20 protein-coding genes are annotated in these 17,788 nt (G+C 64.0%); 12 read left to right on the top strand and 8 right to left on the bottom strand.

Annotated elements, in window-relative coordinates; all coding sequences use genetic code 11:
* Positions 1-2: 2 nt before the first annotated feature.
* On the top strand, positions 3-1,073 hold the full coding sequence (locus AC5RTT_RS03220) for a quinone-dependent dihydroorotate dehydrogenase (RefSeq protein WP_494143975.1): 1,071 nt from the start codon (positions 3-5) through the stop codon (positions 1,071-1,073).
* A gap of 74 nt (positions 1,074-1,147) precedes the next feature.
* Here the strand turns inward: AC5RTT_RS03220 and AC5RTT_RS03215 are convergent, their stop codons facing one another.
* A complete protein-coding gene (locus AC5RTT_RS03215) occupies positions 1,148-1,750 on the bottom strand; it encodes a DUF3043 domain-containing protein (RefSeq protein WP_494009212.1) in 603 nt (200 codons plus the stop codon).
* Positions 1,751-1,841: 91 nt separating this feature from the next.
* On the opposite strand from AC5RTT_RS03215, the gene AC5RTT_RS03210 reads away from it, so the two are divergent.
* The 5 genes from AC5RTT_RS03210 to AC5RTT_RS03190 all read left to right on the top strand — a co-directional run bounded on the left by AC5RTT_RS03210 (position 1,842) and on the right by AC5RTT_RS03190 (position 7,042).
* Complete coding sequence (locus AC5RTT_RS03210; protein ID WP_494143974.1) at positions 1,842-3,299, top strand: dipeptidase; 1,458 nt, start codon at positions 1,842-1,844, stop codon at positions 3,297-3,299.
* 162 nt (positions 3,300-3,461) lie between these two features.
* Positions 3,462-3,848, top strand: coding sequence for a HesB/IscA family protein (locus tag AC5RTT_RS03205; protein ID WP_009359026.1), 387 nt, complete (start codon positions 3,462-3,464; stop codon positions 3,846-3,848).
* 185 nt (positions 3,849-4,033) lie between these two features.
* Entirely contained in the window at positions 4,034-4,906 is an 873-nt protein-coding gene (gene ctaC, locus AC5RTT_RS03200) for an aa3-type cytochrome oxidase subunit II (RefSeq protein WP_494009210.1), read from the top strand.
* A gap of 10 nt (positions 4,907-4,916) precedes the next feature.
* Positions 4,917-6,644 (top strand): aa3-type cytochrome oxidase subunit I, encoded by a 1,728-nt coding sequence (gene ctaD / locus AC5RTT_RS03195; RefSeq protein WP_494009209.1) that lies wholly within the window; start codon positions 4,917-4,919, stop codon positions 6,642-6,644.
* Positions 6,641-7,042, top strand: a complete 402-nt coding sequence (locus AC5RTT_RS03190) for a cytochrome c oxidase subunit 4 (RefSeq protein ID WP_133347118.1) — start codon at positions 6,641-6,643, stop codon at positions 7,040-7,042. Before ctaD ends, AC5RTT_RS03190 begins: the two co-directional genes overlap by 4 nt.
* A gap of 108 nt (positions 7,043-7,150) precedes the next feature.
* Here AC5RTT_RS03190 and AC5RTT_RS03185 read toward each other — a convergent pair whose 3' ends face one another.
* Positions 7,151-7,444 carry an HPr family phosphocarrier protein gene (locus AC5RTT_RS03185; RefSeq protein ID WP_494009208.1) on the bottom strand — a complete coding sequence of 98 codons (294 nt, stop codon included), beginning with the start codon at positions 7,442-7,444 and terminating at the stop codon, positions 7,151-7,153.
* A 164-nt stretch (positions 7,445-7,608) separates the two neighbouring features.
* Between AC5RTT_RS03185 and AC5RTT_RS03180 the strand changes: the two genes are divergently transcribed.
* Complete coding sequence (locus AC5RTT_RS03180; RefSeq protein ID WP_494009207.1) at positions 7,609-8,379, top strand: GntR family transcriptional regulator; 771 nt, start codon at positions 7,609-7,611, stop codon at positions 8,377-8,379.
* 112 nt (positions 8,380-8,491) lie between these two features.
* Here the strand turns inward: AC5RTT_RS03180 and qcrB are convergent, their stop codons facing one another.
* From qcrB to ctaE, 4 genes are all read right to left on the bottom strand, one after another.
* Positions 8,492-10,162, bottom strand: a complete 1,671-nt coding sequence (qcrB, locus tag AC5RTT_RS03175) for a cytochrome bc1 complex cytochrome b subunit (protein ID WP_494009206.1) — start codon at positions 10,160-10,162, stop codon at positions 8,492-8,494.
* Positions 10,140-11,213, bottom strand: a complete 1,074-nt coding sequence (gene qcrA, locus AC5RTT_RS03170) for a cytochrome bc1 complex Rieske iron-sulfur subunit (RefSeq protein ID WP_494009205.1) — start codon at positions 11,211-11,213, stop codon at positions 10,140-10,142. Before qcrA ends, qcrB begins: the two co-directional genes overlap by 23 nt.
* Positions 11,214-11,310: 97 nt before the next feature.
* A complete protein-coding gene (gene qcrC / locus AC5RTT_RS03165; protein WP_494009204.1) occupies positions 11,311-12,099 on the bottom strand; it encodes a cytochrome bc1 complex diheme cytochrome c subunit in 789 nt (262 codons plus the stop codon).
* 86 nt (positions 12,100-12,185) lie between these two features.
* Positions 12,186-12,860 (bottom strand): aa3-type cytochrome oxidase subunit III, encoded by a 675-nt coding sequence (gene ctaE / locus AC5RTT_RS03160; RefSeq protein ID WP_268743683.1) that lies wholly within the window; start codon positions 12,858-12,860, stop codon positions 12,186-12,188.
* A gap of 112 nt (positions 12,861-12,972) precedes the next feature.
* Here ctaE and trpD point away from each other — a divergent pair, with 112 nt between their 5' ends.
* On the top strand, positions 12,973-14,028 hold the full coding sequence (trpD, locus tag AC5RTT_RS03155; protein WP_494143973.1) for an anthranilate phosphoribosyltransferase: 1,056 nt from the start codon (positions 12,973-12,975) through the stop codon (positions 14,026-14,028).
* 4 nt (positions 14,029-14,032) lie between these two features.
* Here the strand turns inward: trpD and AC5RTT_RS03150 are convergent, their stop codons facing one another.
* On the bottom strand, positions 14,033-14,314 hold the full coding sequence (locus tag AC5RTT_RS03150) for an Lrp/AsnC family transcriptional regulator (RefSeq protein ID WP_494009202.1): 282 nt from the start codon (positions 14,312-14,314) through the stop codon (positions 14,033-14,035).
* 104 nt (positions 14,315-14,418) lie between these two features.
* The gene (locus AC5RTT_RS03145) at positions 14,419-14,814 is read right to left on the bottom strand and encodes a DUF3054 domain-containing protein (protein WP_494143972.1); all 396 of its coding nucleotides are present in this window, start codon (positions 14,812-14,814) and stop codon (positions 14,419-14,421) included.
* A gap of 71 nt (positions 14,815-14,885) precedes the next feature.
* Between AC5RTT_RS03145 and AC5RTT_RS03140 the strand changes: the two genes are divergently transcribed.
* The 4 genes from AC5RTT_RS03140 (at position 14,886) to AC5RTT_RS03125 (ending at position 17,787) form a co-directional block, all read left to right on the top strand.
* Positions 14,886-15,359 carry a VOC family protein gene (locus AC5RTT_RS03140; protein WP_494143971.1) on the top strand — a complete coding sequence of 158 codons (474 nt, stop codon included), beginning with the start codon at positions 14,886-14,888 and terminating at the stop codon, positions 15,357-15,359.
* A gap of 86 nt (positions 15,360-15,445) precedes the next feature.
* Positions 15,446-15,598, top strand: coding sequence for a hypothetical protein (locus AC5RTT_RS03135; RefSeq protein ID WP_494143970.1), 153 nt, complete (start codon positions 15,446-15,448; stop codon positions 15,596-15,598).
* Positions 15,599-15,868: 270 nt separating this feature from the next.
* A complete protein-coding gene (locus AC5RTT_RS03130; RefSeq protein WP_494143969.1) occupies positions 15,869-17,092 on the top strand; it encodes a type III polyketide synthase in 1,224 nt (407 codons plus the stop codon).
* 17 nt (positions 17,093-17,109) lie between these two features.
* A complete protein-coding gene (locus AC5RTT_RS03125; protein WP_494143989.1) occupies positions 17,110-17,787 on the top strand; it encodes a class I SAM-dependent methyltransferase in 678 nt (225 codons plus the stop codon).
* Position 17,788 lies beyond the last annotated feature (1 nt).

The raw sequence follows: 17,788 nt of genomic DNA, 5'->3' as shown, positions 1-17,788 counted from the left end.
GCATGCGCGTTTACCCCACTTTCTTCAGGCTGGCCTTTTCATGGATGGACGCCGAGCGCGCCCACAAAATCGGTTTCAAGGGCATCCGGTTCGCGCATGCCTCCGGCGCCGGCAAAATCCTGCAGAAAGTGACGGCTCCGGCGCCGTCGTTGCAGACCACGGCTTTTGGCGTGACCTTCCCGTCGCCGTTCGGGCTCGCCGCCGGCTTCGACAAGGAAGGCCTTGGCATCGAGGCCCTCTCCGAGTTGGGCTTCGGCCACGTGGAAGTGGGTACCATTACCGGGCAGGCCCAGCCCGGTAACGAAAAGCCGCGGCTCTTCCGGCTGGTGAAGGACCGCGCCGTGATCAACCGGATGGGCTTCAATAACGACGGTGCCGCCGCCGTCGCCCCCCGCCTGAAGGCCGCCCGTGCTGCGCTGCAGCGCAGGCACACAGGCGTCCGTCCCGTCATCGGCGTCAACATCGGCAAGACCAAGGCCGTGGAACTTGCCGACGCCGTGGACGACTACCTGGTCAGTGCCCGCAGCCTGGCTCCTGCCGCCGACTATCTCGTGGTCAATGTCAGCTCCCCGAACACGCCCGGACTGCGGCTGCTCCAGGACGTGGAAACCCTCCGCCCGTTGCTCACCGCGGTAGGGCAGGAGGCAGACCGGGCCGCGGGGCGCCATGTGCCCCTGCTGGTGAAGATTGCCCCGGACCTGAGCGACGAGGATATCGACGACGTCGCCCGCCTGGCGCTGGACCTCAAGCTGGATGGCATCATCGCCACCAACACCACCATTGCCCGGACCGGTCTCGGCAGCCCTGCGGGCGAGGTCGAAAAATGCGGGCCCGGCGGGCTTTCGGGCGCGCCCCTGAAGAAGCGGTCGCTGGAGGTGCTGCGGCGCCTGAAGCAGGCAACGGGGGATGCGTTGACGCTCGTGGCCGTGGGCGGCGTCGAAACGGCACAGGACGTCCAGGACAGGCTTGATGCCGGAGCAACACTCGTCCAGGGCTACACGGCATTCCTCTATGAAGGACCGTTCTGGGCGGCCCGCATCAACCGCGCTTTGGCGAAAAACCGTCGGGCGTAGGGACTTCTTAAAGCAGCAAACCCCGGCGGATGATTCCGCCGGGGTTTGCTGTTGCTGCAGCTGGTGCCGTTTGCTCAGGCCGGGTACTGGCCGCGCTTGACCTGGGGCTTGGGAAGGCGCAGTTTGCGGAACTGCAGGGAGCGCATGGAGCCGTACCAGACGGTGCCGCGTTCCACCTCGCCGAATTTTTCCGTGAGCCGCTTACGGAGTTTGCGGGACAGGATGAACACGTCCAGGAATACGGCCAGGAACATGACCCAGAATCCACCCAGGACGTAGATCATCAGGTCGCTCGAAGCAGGCACCACCAGGGATACCAGGACAAAAACCAGGGCTCCGAACATCAGGTATTCGCCGAGGCTGAAGCGGGCATCCACGTAATCGCGGGCGAACCGCTTCTGCGGGCCCTTATCCCGCAGGGGGAGGAACCTCTCGTCGCCGGTGTCCAGCGCCTGGCGCATTTTCTGCCGCTGGTCCTGGATCGCCTGGCGCTCGGCGGCCTTGGACGCCTTGCGGTCCTCCGGCACCAGCGGACGCTTTCGCGCCGCTTCCTGCGCCTTGCGGGTGGGGGTTGGGGCTCCCTTGCCAACAACGCTGCCAGGCTGCGCCGCAGCGTCTGCCGCCTGCCGGTCTACTGATTCCTGCGCCGAGGGCGCTTCCTTTTTACGTCCGAACACCAGAACAGAATACCCTTGCAGGCCGGCGCAGGCCGCCCTCCCGGTCGTGGGCTCCCAGGGGCCGGGATGTGACGGGGGTAATGTTTTCGCCATGACTTCATCACCCCAGGCTGCTGCCTTTAACCCGGCCGGTCCCGTCACCCCGGGCCGGGCAGGACAAAATGTCACGGAAGAACTCCGCGCGTCAATCGATCAGGCCTTTGACCGGACCCTGGCCCGGCTCAAGGAACTCGTCGCCATCCCGGGCATTGCCTGGCCAAGCTTCGAACGGGCGCCGCTGGAACGCAGCGCGGAAGCAGTCGCGGAACTGCTCCGCGCTGCTGGCCTTGAACCGGTGCAGGTCCTCGGTTGCATGAAGGACGACGGCACTCCAGGGGGTCCGGCCGTCGTGGCCCGCCGTCCAGCCGCCGAGGGCAAGCCCACCATCCTGCTCTACGCCCACCACGACGTCCAGCCGGCCGGAGACGAAACGCTTTGGAAGACGCAGCCATTCACCGCAGAGGAGAAGGACGGGCGCCTCTACGGGCGGGGTGCGGCGGATGACAAAGCGGGCATTATGGCCCACATTGCCGCCTACACCGCCGTTTCCGAGGTCCTCGGTGAGGCGCTGGGCCTCGGCGTCACCTTCTTCTTCGAAGGGGAGGAGGAAGCCGGATCACCCACATTCCGTCAGTTCCTCGAAGCCCACCGGGACCTGCTGCGGGCTGACGTCATCGTCGTCGCCGATTCAAGCAACTGGAAGGTGGGCGTTCCCGCGCTCACCACCAGCCTGCGGGGGCTCGTGGACGGCACCGTTGAAGTGCAGGTACTGGAACACGCGGTGCATTCCGGCATGTACGGCGGTCCTGTGCTGGACGCGCCCACGCTGCTGTCCCGCCTGATCGCGACGTTCCATGATGCCGACGGCAACGTTGCCATCGACGGCCTCGTCGCCACGGACCAGGCTGCAGTGGACCTCCCCGAAGCCGACTACCGCGCCGATGCATCCGTGCTCGACGGCGTCCGGCTCGCCGGATCGGGCAGCATCGCCTCGCGCCTGTGGACGAAGCCGGCCCTGTCGATCATCGGTATCGATGCCCCGGCGGTGGCCGTCGCATCCAATACGCTGCTGCCACGGGCCCGTGCAAAATTCAGCCTTCGGCTCGCCCCCGGCCAGGATCCCGCCGCCGCCATGGACGCGGTGCGCCGCCACGTCGAAGCCAACGCGCCGTTCGGCGCCAGGATCATCTTCACGCCGGGGGAGAGCGGCAACCCCTTCCAGACCGATACCTCCTCGCCGGCCGCACAGGTGGCCATGTGGGCCCTCGGCGAGGCCTGGGGTGTCCCGGCCGTCGAAACCGGCATCGGCGGTTCGATCCCCTTCATCGCGGACCTGCTGGAGCTCTATCCGGACGCGCAGATCCTGGTGACGGGCGTGGAGGATCCGGACTCCCGCGCCCACAGCGCCAACGAATCCCTCCACCTCGGCGACTTCCGGAAAGCCATCCTGGCCGAGGCGCTGATGCTCGTGCGGCTGAACAGCCAGGGATTACGGCGCCGGGGGGACTGAAAGCGGCGCGCGGGGAACAAGAGGCGGCCTTCCTTGGTTACGTTAGGAGTTAGAGCTACAAGGCTGTCCCGCGTAGCATGTAGCTATAGCCCGTACCCCAATCCGTAGGGGCTGGCACCGCCAAGGCGGAGCCGCCAGGACCCGTCCTAAGAAGGTAGGCCAATGAGCACCGCAACCAATGAGAACAGCACCGAAACCACCAGCGCTGCCGGCGAGCTGCCGGTTCACGAGGTCAACCTGACCGACGTCGCAGCAGGCAAGGTCCGCAGTCTTCTCGAGCAGGAAGGCCGTACGGATTTGCGCCTTCGGGTTGCAGTGCAGCCCGGCGGCTGCTCAGGACTGATCTACCAGCTTTACTTTGACGAGCGGCTCCTCGACGGAGATGCCGTCCGGGACTTCGACGGCGTCGAGGTTGTCGTGGATAAGATGAGCGTCCCGTACCTCAGCGGCGCAAGCATCGACTTCGAGGACACCATTTCGAAGCAGGGCTTCACCATCGACAACCCCAATGCCGGTGGCTCCTGCGCGTGTGGAGACTCCTTCCACTAAGCCGGTTGTGTCGCCCGGTGTCGGCGCCGTGCCCCCTGCCATGAACATTGGTTGGAGGCACGGCGCCGACATGTGGGCGAAACGCCCGGGGGAGCGGTAAGCTCTACACCGAGTAGTAAAACTTTTAGTGTGCCCGGGGCGCCGATGTGCGCCCGGACAACAGCAACAAGTAGGAAGGGCCGTCTGTGAGTTCGCAGAACCGAACCGGCAGCCGACGCAAAACGATCACAACGATCACTGGCTTGGCTATTGCCGGCGCGTTGGTTTTGACCGGATGTTCGCCAGAGGTAGAGAAGGGGTGGCTGCCCACTGAACGTGGCACCACCAGCAACACCGACCGCATCATGGACCTCTGGGTCAACTCATGGATTGCCGCCCTGGTTGTGGGCATCATTACTTGGGGCCTGATCGTTTGGTGCATTGTGGCCTACCGCCGCCGCAAGGGCACCGTCGGGTTCCCGCGGCAGACCAGCTTCAACCTCCCCCTGGAAGTCTTCTACCTCACCATCCCGCTGTTCATGGTCCTGGTGTTCTTCTACTTCACCGACCGCGACCAGCAAGCCATTGACGACCGCTCCCAGCCCGCCGACGTCGTCGTTGACGTCCGCGGCAAGCAGTGGGCGTGGGACTTCAACTACAAGGCCGGTGACGTCATCGAAGAAGACGTCCACGAGGCCGGCGTCCAGGCGCACCTGACCGGCAACACCATCGACAAGGAACAGCTCCCCACCCTGTACTTGCCGGTTAACAAGTCCGTCGACCTGGAGCTGAACGCACGCGACGTCATCCACTCCTTCTGGGTTCCCGCCTTCCTGCAGAAGCGCGACATGATCCCGGGCAAGACCAACTACATCCGGTTTACCCCCACTAAAGAGGGCACCTACGACGGCAAGTGCGCCGAACTCTGCGGCGAGTACCACTCCGAAATGCTGTTCCGCGTGAAGGTGGTGTCCGAGGCCGAATTCCAGGCCCGCATGGACGACCTGAAGGCCGCGGGCAACACGGGCCTCCTCGGTGTGGAGTACGACCGCAACCCGAACCTGAACGAAATTAAGTAAGGGGAGCGACGTGGCTACGTACACTCAATCCGCACCCACCGGAGTCCTGCCGGCTCCCGTGGTTCCCAAGTCCAAGGGACGCATCGTCGTCAACTGGATCACCTCCACCGACCACAAGACCATCGGGTACATGTACCTGATCGCGTCCTTTGTGTTCTTCTGCCTGGGCGGCGTGATGGCGCTGCTCATCCGTGCCGAACTTTTCGAGCCCGGCATGCAGATCCTGCAGACCAAGGAACAGTACAACCAGCTGTTCACCATGCACGGCACCGTGATGCTCCTGATGTTCGCAACCCCGCTGTTCGCCGGGTTCGCAAACGTCATCATGCCCCTGCAGATCGGTGCACCCGACGTCGCGTTCCCGCGCCTTAACGCCCTGGCGTTCTGGTTCTTCCTCTTCGGCTCCACCATCGCCGTCTCGGGCTTCATCACCCCGCAGGGTGCCGCCTCCTTCGGCTGGTTCGCCTACGCGCCGCTCTCCAACACCACCTTCAGCCCCGGCATCGGCGGGGACCTGTGGGTCTTCGGCCTGGCGTTGTCCGGCTTCGGCACCATCCTGGGTGCGGTCAACTTCATCACCACCATCATCTGCATGCGCGCCCCCGGCATGACCATGTGGCGCATGCCGATCTTCACCTGGAACACGCTGGTCACGGCCATCCTGGTCCTCATGGCGTTCCCGCCGCTGGCAGCAGCGCTGTTCGCCCTGGGTGCGGACCGCCGCTTCGGTGCCCACATCTTCGACCCGGAGAACGGCGGCGCCGTCCTGTGGCAGCACCTCTTCTGGTTCTTCGGCCACCCCGAGGTGTACATCATCGCCCTGCCGTTCTTCGGAATCGTCTCGGAGATCTTCCCGGTCTTCAGCCGCAAACCGATCTTCGGCTACAAGGGCCTTGTCTACGCCACCATCGCCATCGCCGCCCTGTCTGTCACCGTGTGGGCTCACCACATGTACGTCACCGGTTCGGTCCTGCTGCCGTTCTTCGCGTTCATGACCATGCTGATTGCGGTGCCCACCGGGGTGAAGTTCTTCAACTGGATCGGCACCATGTGGCGCGGCTCGCTGACGTTCGAAACGCCCATGCTGTGGAGCATCGGCTTCCTCATCACGTTCCTGTTCGGCGGCCTGACCGGCATCATCCTGGCCTCCCCGCCGCTGGACTTCCACGTCTCCGACTCCTACTTCGTGGTGGCCCACTTCCACTACGTGGTGTTCGGCACCGTGGTGTTTGCGATGTTCGCCGGGTTCTACTTCTGGTGGCCCAAGTTCACGGGCAAGATGCTGAACGAGCGCCTGGGCAAGATCCACTTCTGGCTCCTCTTCCTCGGTTTCCACGGCACCTTCCTCATCCAGCACTGGCTGGGTGTTGAGGGTATGCCCCGCCGCTACGCCGACTACCTGGTGGAGGACAACTTCACCTGGATGAACCAGTTCTCCACGGTTGCCTCCTTCGTCCTGGGTGCCTCGCTCATCCCGTTCTTCTGGAACGTGTACATCACCTGGCGCAACGCCCCGAAGGTTGAAGTGGATGATCCCTGGGGCTTCGGTGCCTCGCTGGAGTGGGCCACGTCCTGCCCGCCGCCGCGGCACAACTTCACGTCGCTGCCGCGCATCCGGTCCGAGCGTCCCGCCCTGGACCTGCACCACCCGGAGCTCCGCCAGGTCCACACCGCTGAGAATCCCGCTCCTGCAGCCCAGGTTCTGGGCAACGCCGACCAGAAGGACACCGCACAGTGAAAATCGAATCCTGGATCTTTGGCGCCGGAGTCTTCTTCTTCGTCCCCGTAGCCCTGGTATACGGCTTCCTGACCAACTGGGGCGAATGGGTCGGCATCCTGGGCATCCTCCTGGTCGGCGGCCTCGCCGGCATGATCGGCGGATACCTCGGTTTCACCGGCAAGCGCGTAGGACTCCGCCCCGAGGACCGCAGCGATGCTGAGATCCACGAGGGTGCCGGCGAGCAGGGCCACTTCAGCCCCTGGAGCTGGTGGCCGCTGGTCCTCGGCCTCGCCTGCGCAGGCGGATTCCTCGGCCTGGCAGTCGGCTGGTGGATCCTCTACATCGCCGCTGGCCTCGCCGTCGTGGCGCTCATCGGCTGGGTTTACGAGTACAGCCGCGGAGACCACGCCCACTAGGCAAGCAGTCTCATAAGAACGACGTCGGGCCCCACCTCAGGTGGGGCCCGACGTCGTTTGTGTTCCAAGCCAGCGACGCGGCTAGGTAGCGGTCAGCCTCGGCGGCCGCTATGCCGCCCCCTGAGACTCCAGGAGATTGGCAAGGGCCCGAAGGACATCGCGGGCCTCCTGATGGCTTGCAGGCCCATCCAGGGCGGTGTCGCTGATGCCCAGTTCCACCTCGCAGCCGTGGTGGAAGTCAGCCGTCATGACCTGGAGCAGCGACCGGGCATCCACGCCGCTGATGCCAGCCTTGGCGATGGTGACAGGCAAGCCGGTGTCGGTGACCGCCCGGACGAACACGGCAGCGGGCCGGGCGTGCAGCCCGACAGAGGCCGTAACCACGGCCTTGTGTGTTGGCAAAGGGGACTCCTTCGTCGCGACGGCCCCATCCGTCGGTACTGATTTTTTTCCTGACCAAATATATCGGCCCATCACAGTCGCCACCCAACCAGTGCCGTGGCCGGACAGAGCTGGTCTAGACCTGACCTAAAATGGAAGGGGAAATTCGACGGCAGGGAGAGACCATGGCGGCGGGCGCTAAGGCCATCAAGGGCGAGATTGACCGCACCAGCGGAACGTCCATCTATATCCAGCTCCGGGAAATCCTGCGGGCCTACATTGCTGAGTCGTGCCCTCCCGGCAGTGCGCTCCCGTCCGAACGCGACCTCGCCGAGCGCTTTGGGCTTGCCAGGATGACCGTTCGGCAGGCAATTGACGCGCTGGTGGGCGAAGAGGTCATCGAGCGTGTGGTGGGACTGGGCACGTTCGTCCGCCGGCCCAAAGTGGACCTGCAGGTCAAACTGACCTCGTACAGCGAGGAGATGCAGCGCCGTGGCATGGTCCCGGCGGCAAAGGTGCTGAGTTTCGAACAGATCGGCGCCAGCGCGTTCCTTGCGCGAGAGCTTCAACTCGACGAGGGAACTCCGTTGGTCCGCTTCCGCCGGCTGCTCCTGGCGGACGGGGAACCCATGAGCGTGGATGAAAATTTCATTCCCGCGCACCGTGTTCCCGGACTCCTGGATGGCGAGCCTCCCACATCCCTGTACAACGTGCTCAGCGAGCAGTTCGGGCTGGTGATGGAGTGGGGCGAGGACATGATCGAGGCCACGGCCGCTTCGCCCTCCACTGCCCGGCTCCTCAATGTCGAGGTGGGGTCTCCGCTGCTGAAGATCCAGCGGCACGCGTTCGTGGCGCGGGCGATGGTGGACTACTCCGTGTCCTACTACCGGGCGGACCGGTACAAGCTCTGGGTGCCGCTGCAGCGGCCGGGGGCGCGGCGGGCCCGCAACCACTAGGGCGGGCGCTTCCCAACCCGTCACAGCCCGCAGGGGGCTGTGACGGGTTGCTGCAGCTGGGAAACAGAAGAGGCCCGGTCCATATGGACCGGGCCTCTTCTGTATGTGGAACCTAGTGGGACAGGCTCTTGGCTCCCTCGGGAGCTTCGACCGCTGCGTGGCCGTGGCCGTGTGCGGCCTCAAGCTCGGCAGGGGTTGCCGGGGCAACCCGGTCCTCGAAGAACCACTTGGAGAGGAGCGCGCGGCGCTTCTCCTTCCGGGTCACCACGCCGTGTTCATTCGGAATCGCCGGAATGACTTCCGGTGACTCGAAGCCCACCAGCTTGTAGCGCTTGTACTCATCCAGCGGTGCGTGGACCTCGATGAATTCACCGTGGGGCAGACGCACGATGCGGCCCGTCTCACGTCCGTGCAGTGCGATTTCACGGTCCTTGCGCTGGAGTGCCAGGGCAACGCGCTTGGTGACGATGAACGCAATGATCGGCCCGATGAAGAACAGTGCACGCAGCCAGTACGTGACGTCGTTCAGGGAAACACCGAAGTGGGTTGCAATGAGGTCGGATCCAGCTGCTGCCCACATCACGCAGTACCAGACGAAGCCGGCCATGCCGATCGCGGTGCGGGTGGGGGCGTTGCGGGGACGGTCAAGCACGTGGTGCTCACGGTCGTCCTTGGTGACCCAGCGTTCGATCCACGGGTACATGAACATCACGGTGAACAGGATGCCCGCGGGGACTAGGGCCGGCAGCAGGACGTTGAACGAGAAGATGAAGCCGAACCAGTTCTGCTCAACCTGCCAGTCACCGAATGTGCCCGGCATCAGGCGCAGGGCGCCGTCGACGAATCCGATGTACCAGTCAGGCTGGGTACCGGCGGAAACGGGGGAGGGATCGTAGGGTCCGTAGTTCCAGATCGGGTTGATGGTGAAGAATCCGGCCATCAAGGCCAGGACACCGAAGACGATGAAGAAGAACCCACCGGCCTTGGCGGCGTAAACCGGACCCAGGGGGTAGCCCACAACGTTGTTGTCGTTGCGGCCCGGGCCGGGGTACTGGGTGTGCTTGTGAATGACCACCATGAACAGGTGCAGCACGATCATGAGCAGGATCAGGGCCGGCACCAGCAGGATGTGCAGCATGTACAGGCGACCGATAACTGCCGTGCCCGGGAACTCGCCGCCGAACAGGAAGAACGAGATGTAGGTACCGATAACCGGAATGGACTTGATGACGCCGTCGATGATGCGCAGGCCGTTGCCGGAGAGCAGGTCATCAGGGAGCGAGTAGCCAGTGAAGCCGGCTGCCATGGCCAGGATGAGCAGCACGCCGCCAACAACCCAGTTCATTTCGCGCGGCCGGCGGAATGCGCCGGTAAAGAACACGCGGAGCATATGCACGGCGATGGAGGCCACGAAAAGCAGTGCTGCCCAGTGGTGGACCTGGCGCATGAACAAGCCGCCGCGGATATCGAAGGAGATGTTCAGCGAGGAACTGTAGGCCACCGACATCTCGACGCCCTTGAGGGGCACGTAGGAACCCTCGTAGTGCGTCTCCGCCATGGACGGATCAAAGAAGAACGTCAGGAAGGTACCCGAGAGCAGCAGGATGACGAACGAGTAGAGAGCCACCTCACCGAACATGAAGGACCAGTGGTCCGGGAAGACCTTGCGGCCGAACTCCCGAAGGATTCCAGAGCCGCCAACACGTGAGTCGACGAAGTCGGTAAACCGGCCTGTCTTGGTTTTGGCGACGAAAGCGGGCTCAGCTGTTGATGCTGCGCTCATGCATATCACGCTCCCAGTAACTTGGTCCTACGGGTTCTTTGAAGTCGCTGGTAGCGACCAGGTAGCCCTCGTCGTCAACCGCGATGGGCAGCTGGGGGAGAGGCCGGCTGGCGGGGCCGAAGATCACCTTGCACTCCTGCGTGAGGTCAAAGGTGGACTGGTGGCACGGGCACAGCAGGTGGTGCGTCTGCTGCTCGTACAGTGCAACAGGGCAGCCGACGTGGGTGCAGATCTTGGAGTAGGCAACGATGCCGTTGTAACCCCAGTCCTCGCGGCCCTCGGAGGGGTTCAGTGAGGCTGGGTCCAGACGCATGAGCAGCACAACGGCCTTGGCCTTTTCGTTGAGCTTGCCCTCGTGGAGTTCGTTCAGCCCTTCCGGAATGACATGGAATGCCGAACCGATGGTGACGTCCGCAGCCTTGATGGGGGTGCCATCGGGGTCGCGGGCGAGGCGCTTGAGCTTGCCGTCCTGCGGAGCCCACATGGTGTGGGCCAGTTTGTCGTCAGGACGCGGTCCCAGGTCGCCGAAAATTGCGACAGCGGGCCACGGAGCGAGTGCCACAGCGCCCAGCAGGGAGTTGCGGATCAGTGGGCGGCGCTTGATGCCGGTCTCCTCGACGATGTCGTCGACGATGCGGACAGCAGCCTTCCGGTCCTCTTCGTAGCGGATCGCGTGGCGTTCCTCGGAGACCTCGTGATCGGGCATCAGGGCCTTGGCCCAGTGAACGATGCCGGTGCCGATGCCGAGCATCGCGAACGCGGTGCCAAGGCCAAGCAGCATGTTCTGGAGCCGGATGGTGCCGATGGTGGATTCATCGCCACCCAGATCGATGGCGAAGTACGCCACCAGGAAGATCAGGGTTCCAACAACAGAGATGCCAAAAAGTAAGGCGACCTGCCGTTCTGCCCGCTTTGCGGCCTTCGGGTCCGTGTCAGCCAGGCGCAAACGGTGCGGAGGAAGCCCAGGGTCCTGGAACTTCTCCACCTCATTCTGACCAGCCGTAGCTACGGTGCCCGAGTGGTTCGGACTGCCGTCACTATGGTTGCCCATAATTCGCCTCATCCTTCTCTCGTCCCGGCGGTTGCCGGGTTAGTTTCTAATATCAACCTGCTGATTGCAGCAGTAATTCTTTGGCCTTGGCCGGACGTCAGGACGTACGGGAGGTCAGCCAGATGGTGAACGCGATGATCACGCCAAGGCCAGCAACCCACACAAACAGGCCTTCTGCAACCGGACCCAAGGACCCGAGTTCTGCGCCGCCGGGGGAGCCGGTGGTTTCGATCTGCTTCAGGAAGGTGATGATGTCGCGCTTGTCTTCGGGAGTGATGTTCGAGTCACTGAATACCGGCATGTTCTGCGGGCCGGTGACCATGGCCTCGTAGATGTGCTTGCCGGAAACGTCAGCCAGGGCGGGAGCAAACTTACCCCTGGTCAGCGCGCCACCTGCTGCTGCCGCGTTGTGGCACATGGCGCAGTTGACGCGGAAGAGCTCACCACCCTCTGCGGCGTTGCCGCCTTCGTCAAGCAGGTGCTCCTCAGGAACTGCCGGGCCGGCTCCCAGGGAGGCAACGTATGCTGACAACTGCTGGGTCTGCTCATCGTTGAACTGGACAGGCTTCTTGAGCGCCTGGGGGCCGTTCATCTGCATCGGCATGCGGCCGGTCCCCACCTGGAAGTCAACTGCAGCGGCCCCTACGCCCACCAGGGAGGGACCATCCTGGGTTCCACTAGCACCGAAGCCGTGGCACGTGGCGCAGTTGGCGTCAAACAGCTTGCCGCCTTCTTCGACGTCGTTCGCGCTGTAGGTGGTGGTGGAAGCCTTGGCCTCGTTGACTGTGGTGGCGACGGCGTACAGCCCACCCGTGAGGAGGAGCCCCATCAGGAGCAGCGCTATTGCTGCAAGTGGGTGACGCCGCTTTTGTGAGAGTGCCTTCACGTGGTGGTTCCTTTAGTCGTTCCTGCGCCGGCTCCGGGAGCCGCTACCTGAAATTCTGCCTCTTGTAGAAAAAGAATCAAAGCTGGCTACTTGAGTACGTAGATGACCAGGAAAAGGCCGATCCACACAACGTCCACGAAGTGCCAGTAGTAAGAGGTGACGATCGCCGACGTTGCTTCGAAGTGCCCGAACTTCTTCGCGGCAAAAGCCCGGCCCATGATGAGCAGGAAGGCGATGAGCCCGCCGATCACGTGGAGGCCGTGGAAGCCGGTGGTCATGTAGAAGGCAGAGCCATAGGCGTTGGAGGAGAGCGAGACGTGCTCGGAAACGAGCATGGCGTACTCGGTGGCCTGGCCGGCGACGAAGAACGCACCCATAAGGAACGTCAGGAGGAACCATTCGTTCATTCCCCAGCGGGAGAACTGGAATGCACCCCCGGTCCGGCGCGGCTGGAGCCGCTCAGCGGCGAAGACGCCCATCTGGCAAGTGAAGGAACTGGCCACGAGGACGATCGTGTTGGCGAGCGCGAAGGGGAAGTTGAGCTTGGCTGTCTCGTCCGCCCACATTTGCGCGCTGGTGGAGCGCAGGGTGAAGTACATGGCGAAGAGACCGGCGAAGAACATCAACTCGCTGGACAGCCACACGACGGTTCCAACGGAAACCATATTTGGGCGGTTCAGCGTGGGGTGCGCCGGGGTACTGGGGGCATGGGTCGCAGATGTCACATAGACATTATGTCTGTAAAAGTCCGTGCTGCCCAACGCAAACCGCCTTTTCGAGGGACTTTTTCTACAAAGACGCGAATTCGCTGCGAAAAGTTCCCGCGCCCGTTCACATTGGTCAGCCCGCAGCTTCCCTCGATAGCATCAGGAGGTGACTTCACAGGCTTCCGCAGCGTCCGCCAACTCGTGGCCCCGGCTCATCTCGTCCTTGATCAGCGGCAGGGACCTTACGGCGGACAACACGTCCTGGGCGATGGACACCATCATGTCCGGGGAGGCCTCTCCGGCGCAGATCGCGGGTTTCCTGGTTGCCCTCAGTGCCAAGGGTGAAACCGTCGAGGAGCTTTCGGGACTCGTGGATGCCATGCTGGCGCACGCCAACCGGGTGACGATTACCGGCGAAAAGCTGGACATCGTCGGCACCGGTGGTGACCAACTTAACACGGTTAACATTTCCACCATGGCGGCCCTGGTGGCTGCCGGTGCCGGTGCCAAGGTGGTCAAGCACGGCAACCGGGCGGCGTCGTCGACGTCGGGATCCGCGGACGTGCTGGAGGCGCTCGGGGTCCGCCTCGACCTGTCCATCGAGCAGGTGGCGCGCAATGCCGAAGAGGCAGGAATTACGTTCTGCTTCGCCCAGGTGTTCCACCCGTCCTTCCGCCACACCGCGGTGCCGAGGCGGGAGCTGGCGATTCCCACGGCGTTCAACTTCCTGGGCCCGCTCACCAACCCGGCACGGGTGCAGGCTTCCGCCGTCGGGGTTGCCCATGCCCGGATGGCGCCGCTGGTTGCGGGGGTGCTTGCCCGGCGGGGGAGCCGGGGGCTTGTGTTCCGCGGAAATGACGGACTCGACGAGCTCACCACCACCGGTCCGTCCACGGTGTGGGAAATCCGCGACGGCGCGGTGAACGAACTGACGTTTTCGCCGCAGGATCTTGGGATCAGCCTGGCGACAGTGGAGCAGCTGCGCGGCGGGGACGCGCAGGCGAATGCGGCTGTGGTGCGGGAAGTCCTGGCCGGCAAGGAAGGTCCCGCCCGTGATGCAGTGCTGCTCAATGCGGCGGCGGGGCTCGTGGCCTTCGACCGTCGCGCGGAGGGGCCGTTCCTGGACCGGATGCAAAAGGCCTACGCCAGGGCCGCAGAATCCATCGATTCCGGTGCCGCCGCTACAGTGCTTGACAAGTGGGTGGCCCTCACCAGGGCCTAGGCTCCTACTGCTCGAAGCCGAGCGAGAACGCCGCGTCCAGGTCGTGCTGCGAGTAGGCGCGGAACGCGATGTGCGTGGTGGTATGAACCACGGCAGGAACCTTTGAGAGCTTGTCGGCGATGACATCTGCCAGGTCCTCATGCTGCCGGACCCGCGCAACGGCGATCAGGTCCCATTCGCCCGTGACCGAATAGACCTCGCTGATTCCCTCAATCGCCGAGATCTCCTCCGCCGTCTCGGGAATACGGGCAGCGTCGGTCTTGATCAGAACGAATGCGGTGATCACGTTGAACCCCTCCGGATCAGTTGCGCCGCGGCAGGGCCCGGCAGGCTTGTCAGTGCTGCCAGCCTATTACATCCGCGGGCGGCGCCTGTCCGGCTGGTCCAGGGTTATTTTTTCCGGCGGCGGATGCCCGCGAGGATCAGACGGTAGCCCACGAGGAGAACGCCAAGGCTCAGCAGCGCCACAATAACGAAGGGGAGTACCACCCTCTGGCCTGTGACGGCCCGTAGCAGCATGCCGCCAACCAGGCTCCCAAGCCACACCGCCAGGCCGCTGCGCACCGACAGGGGATCCCGCCATGCCCGGGCCGCCAGCCATCCAGCTGCCGCCCCTGCCAGGAACGGCCACGCCGTCAGCAGTACGCCGGAGACCACATCTCCGCGCTGGTGCGCGTCACGGCCGATGGCGGCGAAGACCAGAATCAGCAGCAGATCCGTTACAGCGGTTCCCGCCGCCAGGCTGGCCAAGGAAGGCTTGGCTGGCTTCACATTCCGGAAACTCATGGTTTCGACCTTAGCGTCCCGTTCCCGCGCGGGGCGATCCGGATTAGGCTCAAGCCGGAAGGGAGCAAACAATGCCGGGTCGTGTCGGAACCTGCCTCTGGTTCGAGAACCAGGCGGAAGAAGCCGCAAAGTTCTACGTCAGCGTCTTCGATGATTCGAAAATCATCAACGTCTCACGTTTTGGCGAGGGAGGTCCGGGGGCAACGGGTGAGGCAATCGCCGTCGACTTTGAACTGGAAGGGCGTCCGTTCACGGCATTGAACGGGGCCCGGGGGTCCAGCTTCACCGAAGCCGTGTCCTTCGTGGTGGACTGCGAGGACCAGGTGGCCGTGGACCGGTACTGGACGGCGCTGACGGATGGCGGCTCGGAAAGCATGTGCGGCTGGCTGAAGGACCGGTACGGGGTGTCCTGGCAGGTGGTGCCGTCCGTCCTTCCATCGCTGATCGCTGGACCGGACCCAGAGGGCTCACAGCGGGCTATGCAGGCCATGCTGGGTATGCGGAAACTGGACATCGCCGAACTTCAAAAGGCCTACGCGGGCTGAAGAATGACGGTTCCCACGCGCCGCGCTTGCTGCAGGCGGTGCCGGCAGGGGAGGGGCATGGAAGTCCGGCCACCTTTGGAGGTTGTGTGAACAAGCCGCTTTGGATCTGCTGCCTGGTGGGTGCTGCAGTGGGCATTACCCTGGGGCTGGCAGTCTTCGACAGCCCGGTTGTGGGCTTCGCGGTGGGCCTGGGACTTGGGGCCATGGTGGGTGCCGGAATAGGTACCAGGCAGGAGTAGCGGCTGGCAGTTTCCGGTTTCTTTGAAGGAAGCAGCGATTCGATGCTGCTTTCCATGAAGCGCTGAGTCCGCCGGTCACCAGGCGGTCCACGAGAGCGGTGGATTAGAACTACTTGACATAATGTAGATTATCGGCGCTTTCGGGAGCCGGGCGAAAGGGGGCCTGAAGCCTCTGAGCTTCAGTCCATCCGGAGCCGTCGGTCCGAGCAATTCCGCAGGTCAGCGGCACCCACCATTGTCTTAATGTGGGGCCTCGTTAAGAATGGGTCAATGACGGTCTATGTGCGATCACTCGAAACTGCGGTCCCTAAAACCATGCTGGTCCAGTCTGAAGCCCGTGACGTATTTGCCGCCCAGCCAGGCCTCACGAGGTTGGGTTCGCGGCTGGTCAGCACCTGCTTTGACTCGGCCGCCATCGATACGCGGTTCACAGCCGTCGAGGAACTGACCAACGACTTCCGCTCAGACGACCCGCAGTTCTACGACCCATCGTCGGGCCTTCTGCTCAACCCGAGCACCAAGGTCCGTAACGAGATCTTCGCCCGTGAGGCCACCAAGCTGTTCGTGGAAGCCGCCCGGGCAGCCCTGGACTCCGCCCCTGAACTCGATTTACTTGACATAACTCACCTCGTGACCGTCTCCTGCACGGGTTTCTTCAATCCTGGCCCGGACTACAAGATCGTCCGTGAGCTTGGCCTGGATCCGGCAGTCCAGCGCTACCATCTTGGATTCATGGGCTGCTATGCCGCCTTTCCAGCACTTCGCGCTGCGAAACTCTTCTGCGAGGCTGACCCGAACGCCGTGGTCCTGGTGGTGTGCGCCGAACTGTGCTCCCTGCACGTCCGGACGTCGAACGACCCCGACACCATCATGGGTTCGGCACTGTTTGCTGACGGTGCAGCCGCCGCTGTGGTCACCGCCCGGCCGGACGCGGCGGAAAACGCACTCCTGCAAGTGGACCACTTTGAGACGGTCCTCACGCCGGTTGGCGAGGACTCCATGGCCTGGAACATCGGCGACAACGGGTTCGAGATGGTCCTCGGAAACTACGTCCCGCACATTATTGACGACCACATCGTGGCAGCACTGCAACCACTCCTGGCGCGTGAGCCTGAACTGGCAGCACTCCCCTACACGTCCATCCAGCACTGGGGAATCCATCCGGGCGGGCGGAGCATCCTGGACAAGGTCCAGTCCCGGCTCGGCCTGACGGACCCACAGCTGGTGCCCGCGCGCGAAGTCCTGCGGAACTACGGCAACATGAGCAGCGCCACTGTGCTCTTCGTCCTCAGACACATCCTTGAGCAGGACGGACAGCCACAGGACGGTGCCGGCGGCGGCCGTATCTGCTCCATGGCATTCGGGCCCGGCCTCACGGTGGAGACGGCCCTGTTCACGAAATTGCGGCAGGCACCTGCGGACGCCACCGCATTGCAGGGCGTTCGGACCGCGGAGATCCGGCAACCGCTGGAAGCGGAAGCCCCGGTGGCCTGACCGGCGTGGATTTCCTGATGCGGGAGCGCGACACCACGGCAGTGGAGCTCATGGACCTGCCTGACTGCGACCCCCGCCGGCTGGACAACACCTACCGCCAGTTCGGCGTCGTCAACCGGGTCCTCAGCGGCTGGCAGCGGCTCTACCGGCGGGAGCTCCGTCCCTTGCTGGCGGCACAACCGATCCGGCTCCTGGACATTGGCTCGGGCGGCGGCGACCTTGCCGTCCTCCTGGCACGCTGGGCCCGGCGCGACGGGCTCACCCTCACCATCACAGGAATTGATCCCGACCCCCGCGCAGCTTCCTTCGCTCAGAAGAGGCCCTCCGTGCAGGGCGTCGAATTCCGGCAGGCGCACAGTGCGGACGAGGTTGCCGGGGGCCGGACGTATGACGTGGTGATCTCCAACCATGTCCTCCACCACCTCCCGGCAGAGGAGTTCCAGGTCTTGCTGGCACACTCGGAGGTGCTCGCCGGGAAAAAGGTCCTGCACAACGACCTCCGCCGAAGCCCCGCAGCCTTCACCCTGTTCGGCGTAGCGGCCCTCCCCTTTGCCGGCTCCTACATCCGCGTGGACGGGCTGACCTCGATCCGCCGAAGCTACACTCCTGCTGAACTTTCCGCCCTCGCTCCCCCGGGCTGGACCGTGGAACGCAGCGCGGCCTTCCACCAGGTCCTCGCCTACCGCCAGGGCTGAC

This window comes from Arthrobacter sp. Y3221157, assembly GCF_059089865.1.
Note: the sequence above shows the minus strand (reverse complement) of the source record. Positions and strands in the feature narration are given on the sequence as shown.

Bases quoted from the DNA above. Each gene is read 5' to 3' on its own strand.
- AC5RTT_RS03220 (WP_494143975.1), top strand. From the start codon at position 3: ATGCGCGTTTACCCCACTTTCTTCAGGCTGGCCTTTTCATGGATGGAC.
- AC5RTT_RS03210 (WP_494143974.1), top strand. From the start codon at position 1,842: ATGACTTCATCACCCCAGGCTGCTGCCTTTAACCCGGCCGGTCCCGTC.
- AC5RTT_RS03205 (WP_009359026.1), top strand. From the start codon at position 3,462: ATGAGCACCGCAACCAATGAGAACAGCACCGAAACCACCAGCGCTGCC.
- AC5RTT_RS03180 (WP_494009207.1), top strand. From the start codon at position 7,609: ATGGCGGCGGGCGCTAAGGCCATCAAGGGCGAGATTGACCGCACCAGC.
- qcrB (WP_494009206.1), bottom strand. From the start codon at position 10,162: ATGAGCGCAGCATCAACAGCTGAGCCCGCTTTCGTCGCCAAAACCAAG.
- qcrA (WP_494009205.1), bottom strand. From the start codon at position 11,213: ATGGGCAACCATAGTGACGGCAGTCCGAACCACTCGGGCACCGTAGCT.
- AC5RTT_RS03145 (WP_494143972.1), bottom strand. From the start codon at position 14,814: ATGAGTTTCCGGAATGTGAAGCCAGCCAAGCCTTCCTTGGCCAGCCTG.
- AC5RTT_RS03140 (WP_494143971.1), top strand. From the start codon at position 14,886: ATGCCGGGTCGTGTCGGAACCTGCCTCTGGTTCGAGAACCAGGCGGAA.
- AC5RTT_RS03130 (WP_494143969.1), top strand. From the start codon at position 15,869: ATGACGGTCTATGTGCGATCACTCGAAACTGCGGTCCCTAAAACCATG.
- AC5RTT_RS03125 (WP_494143989.1), top strand. From the start codon at position 17,110: ATGCGGGAGCGCGACACCACGGCAGTGGAGCTCATGGACCTGCCTGAC.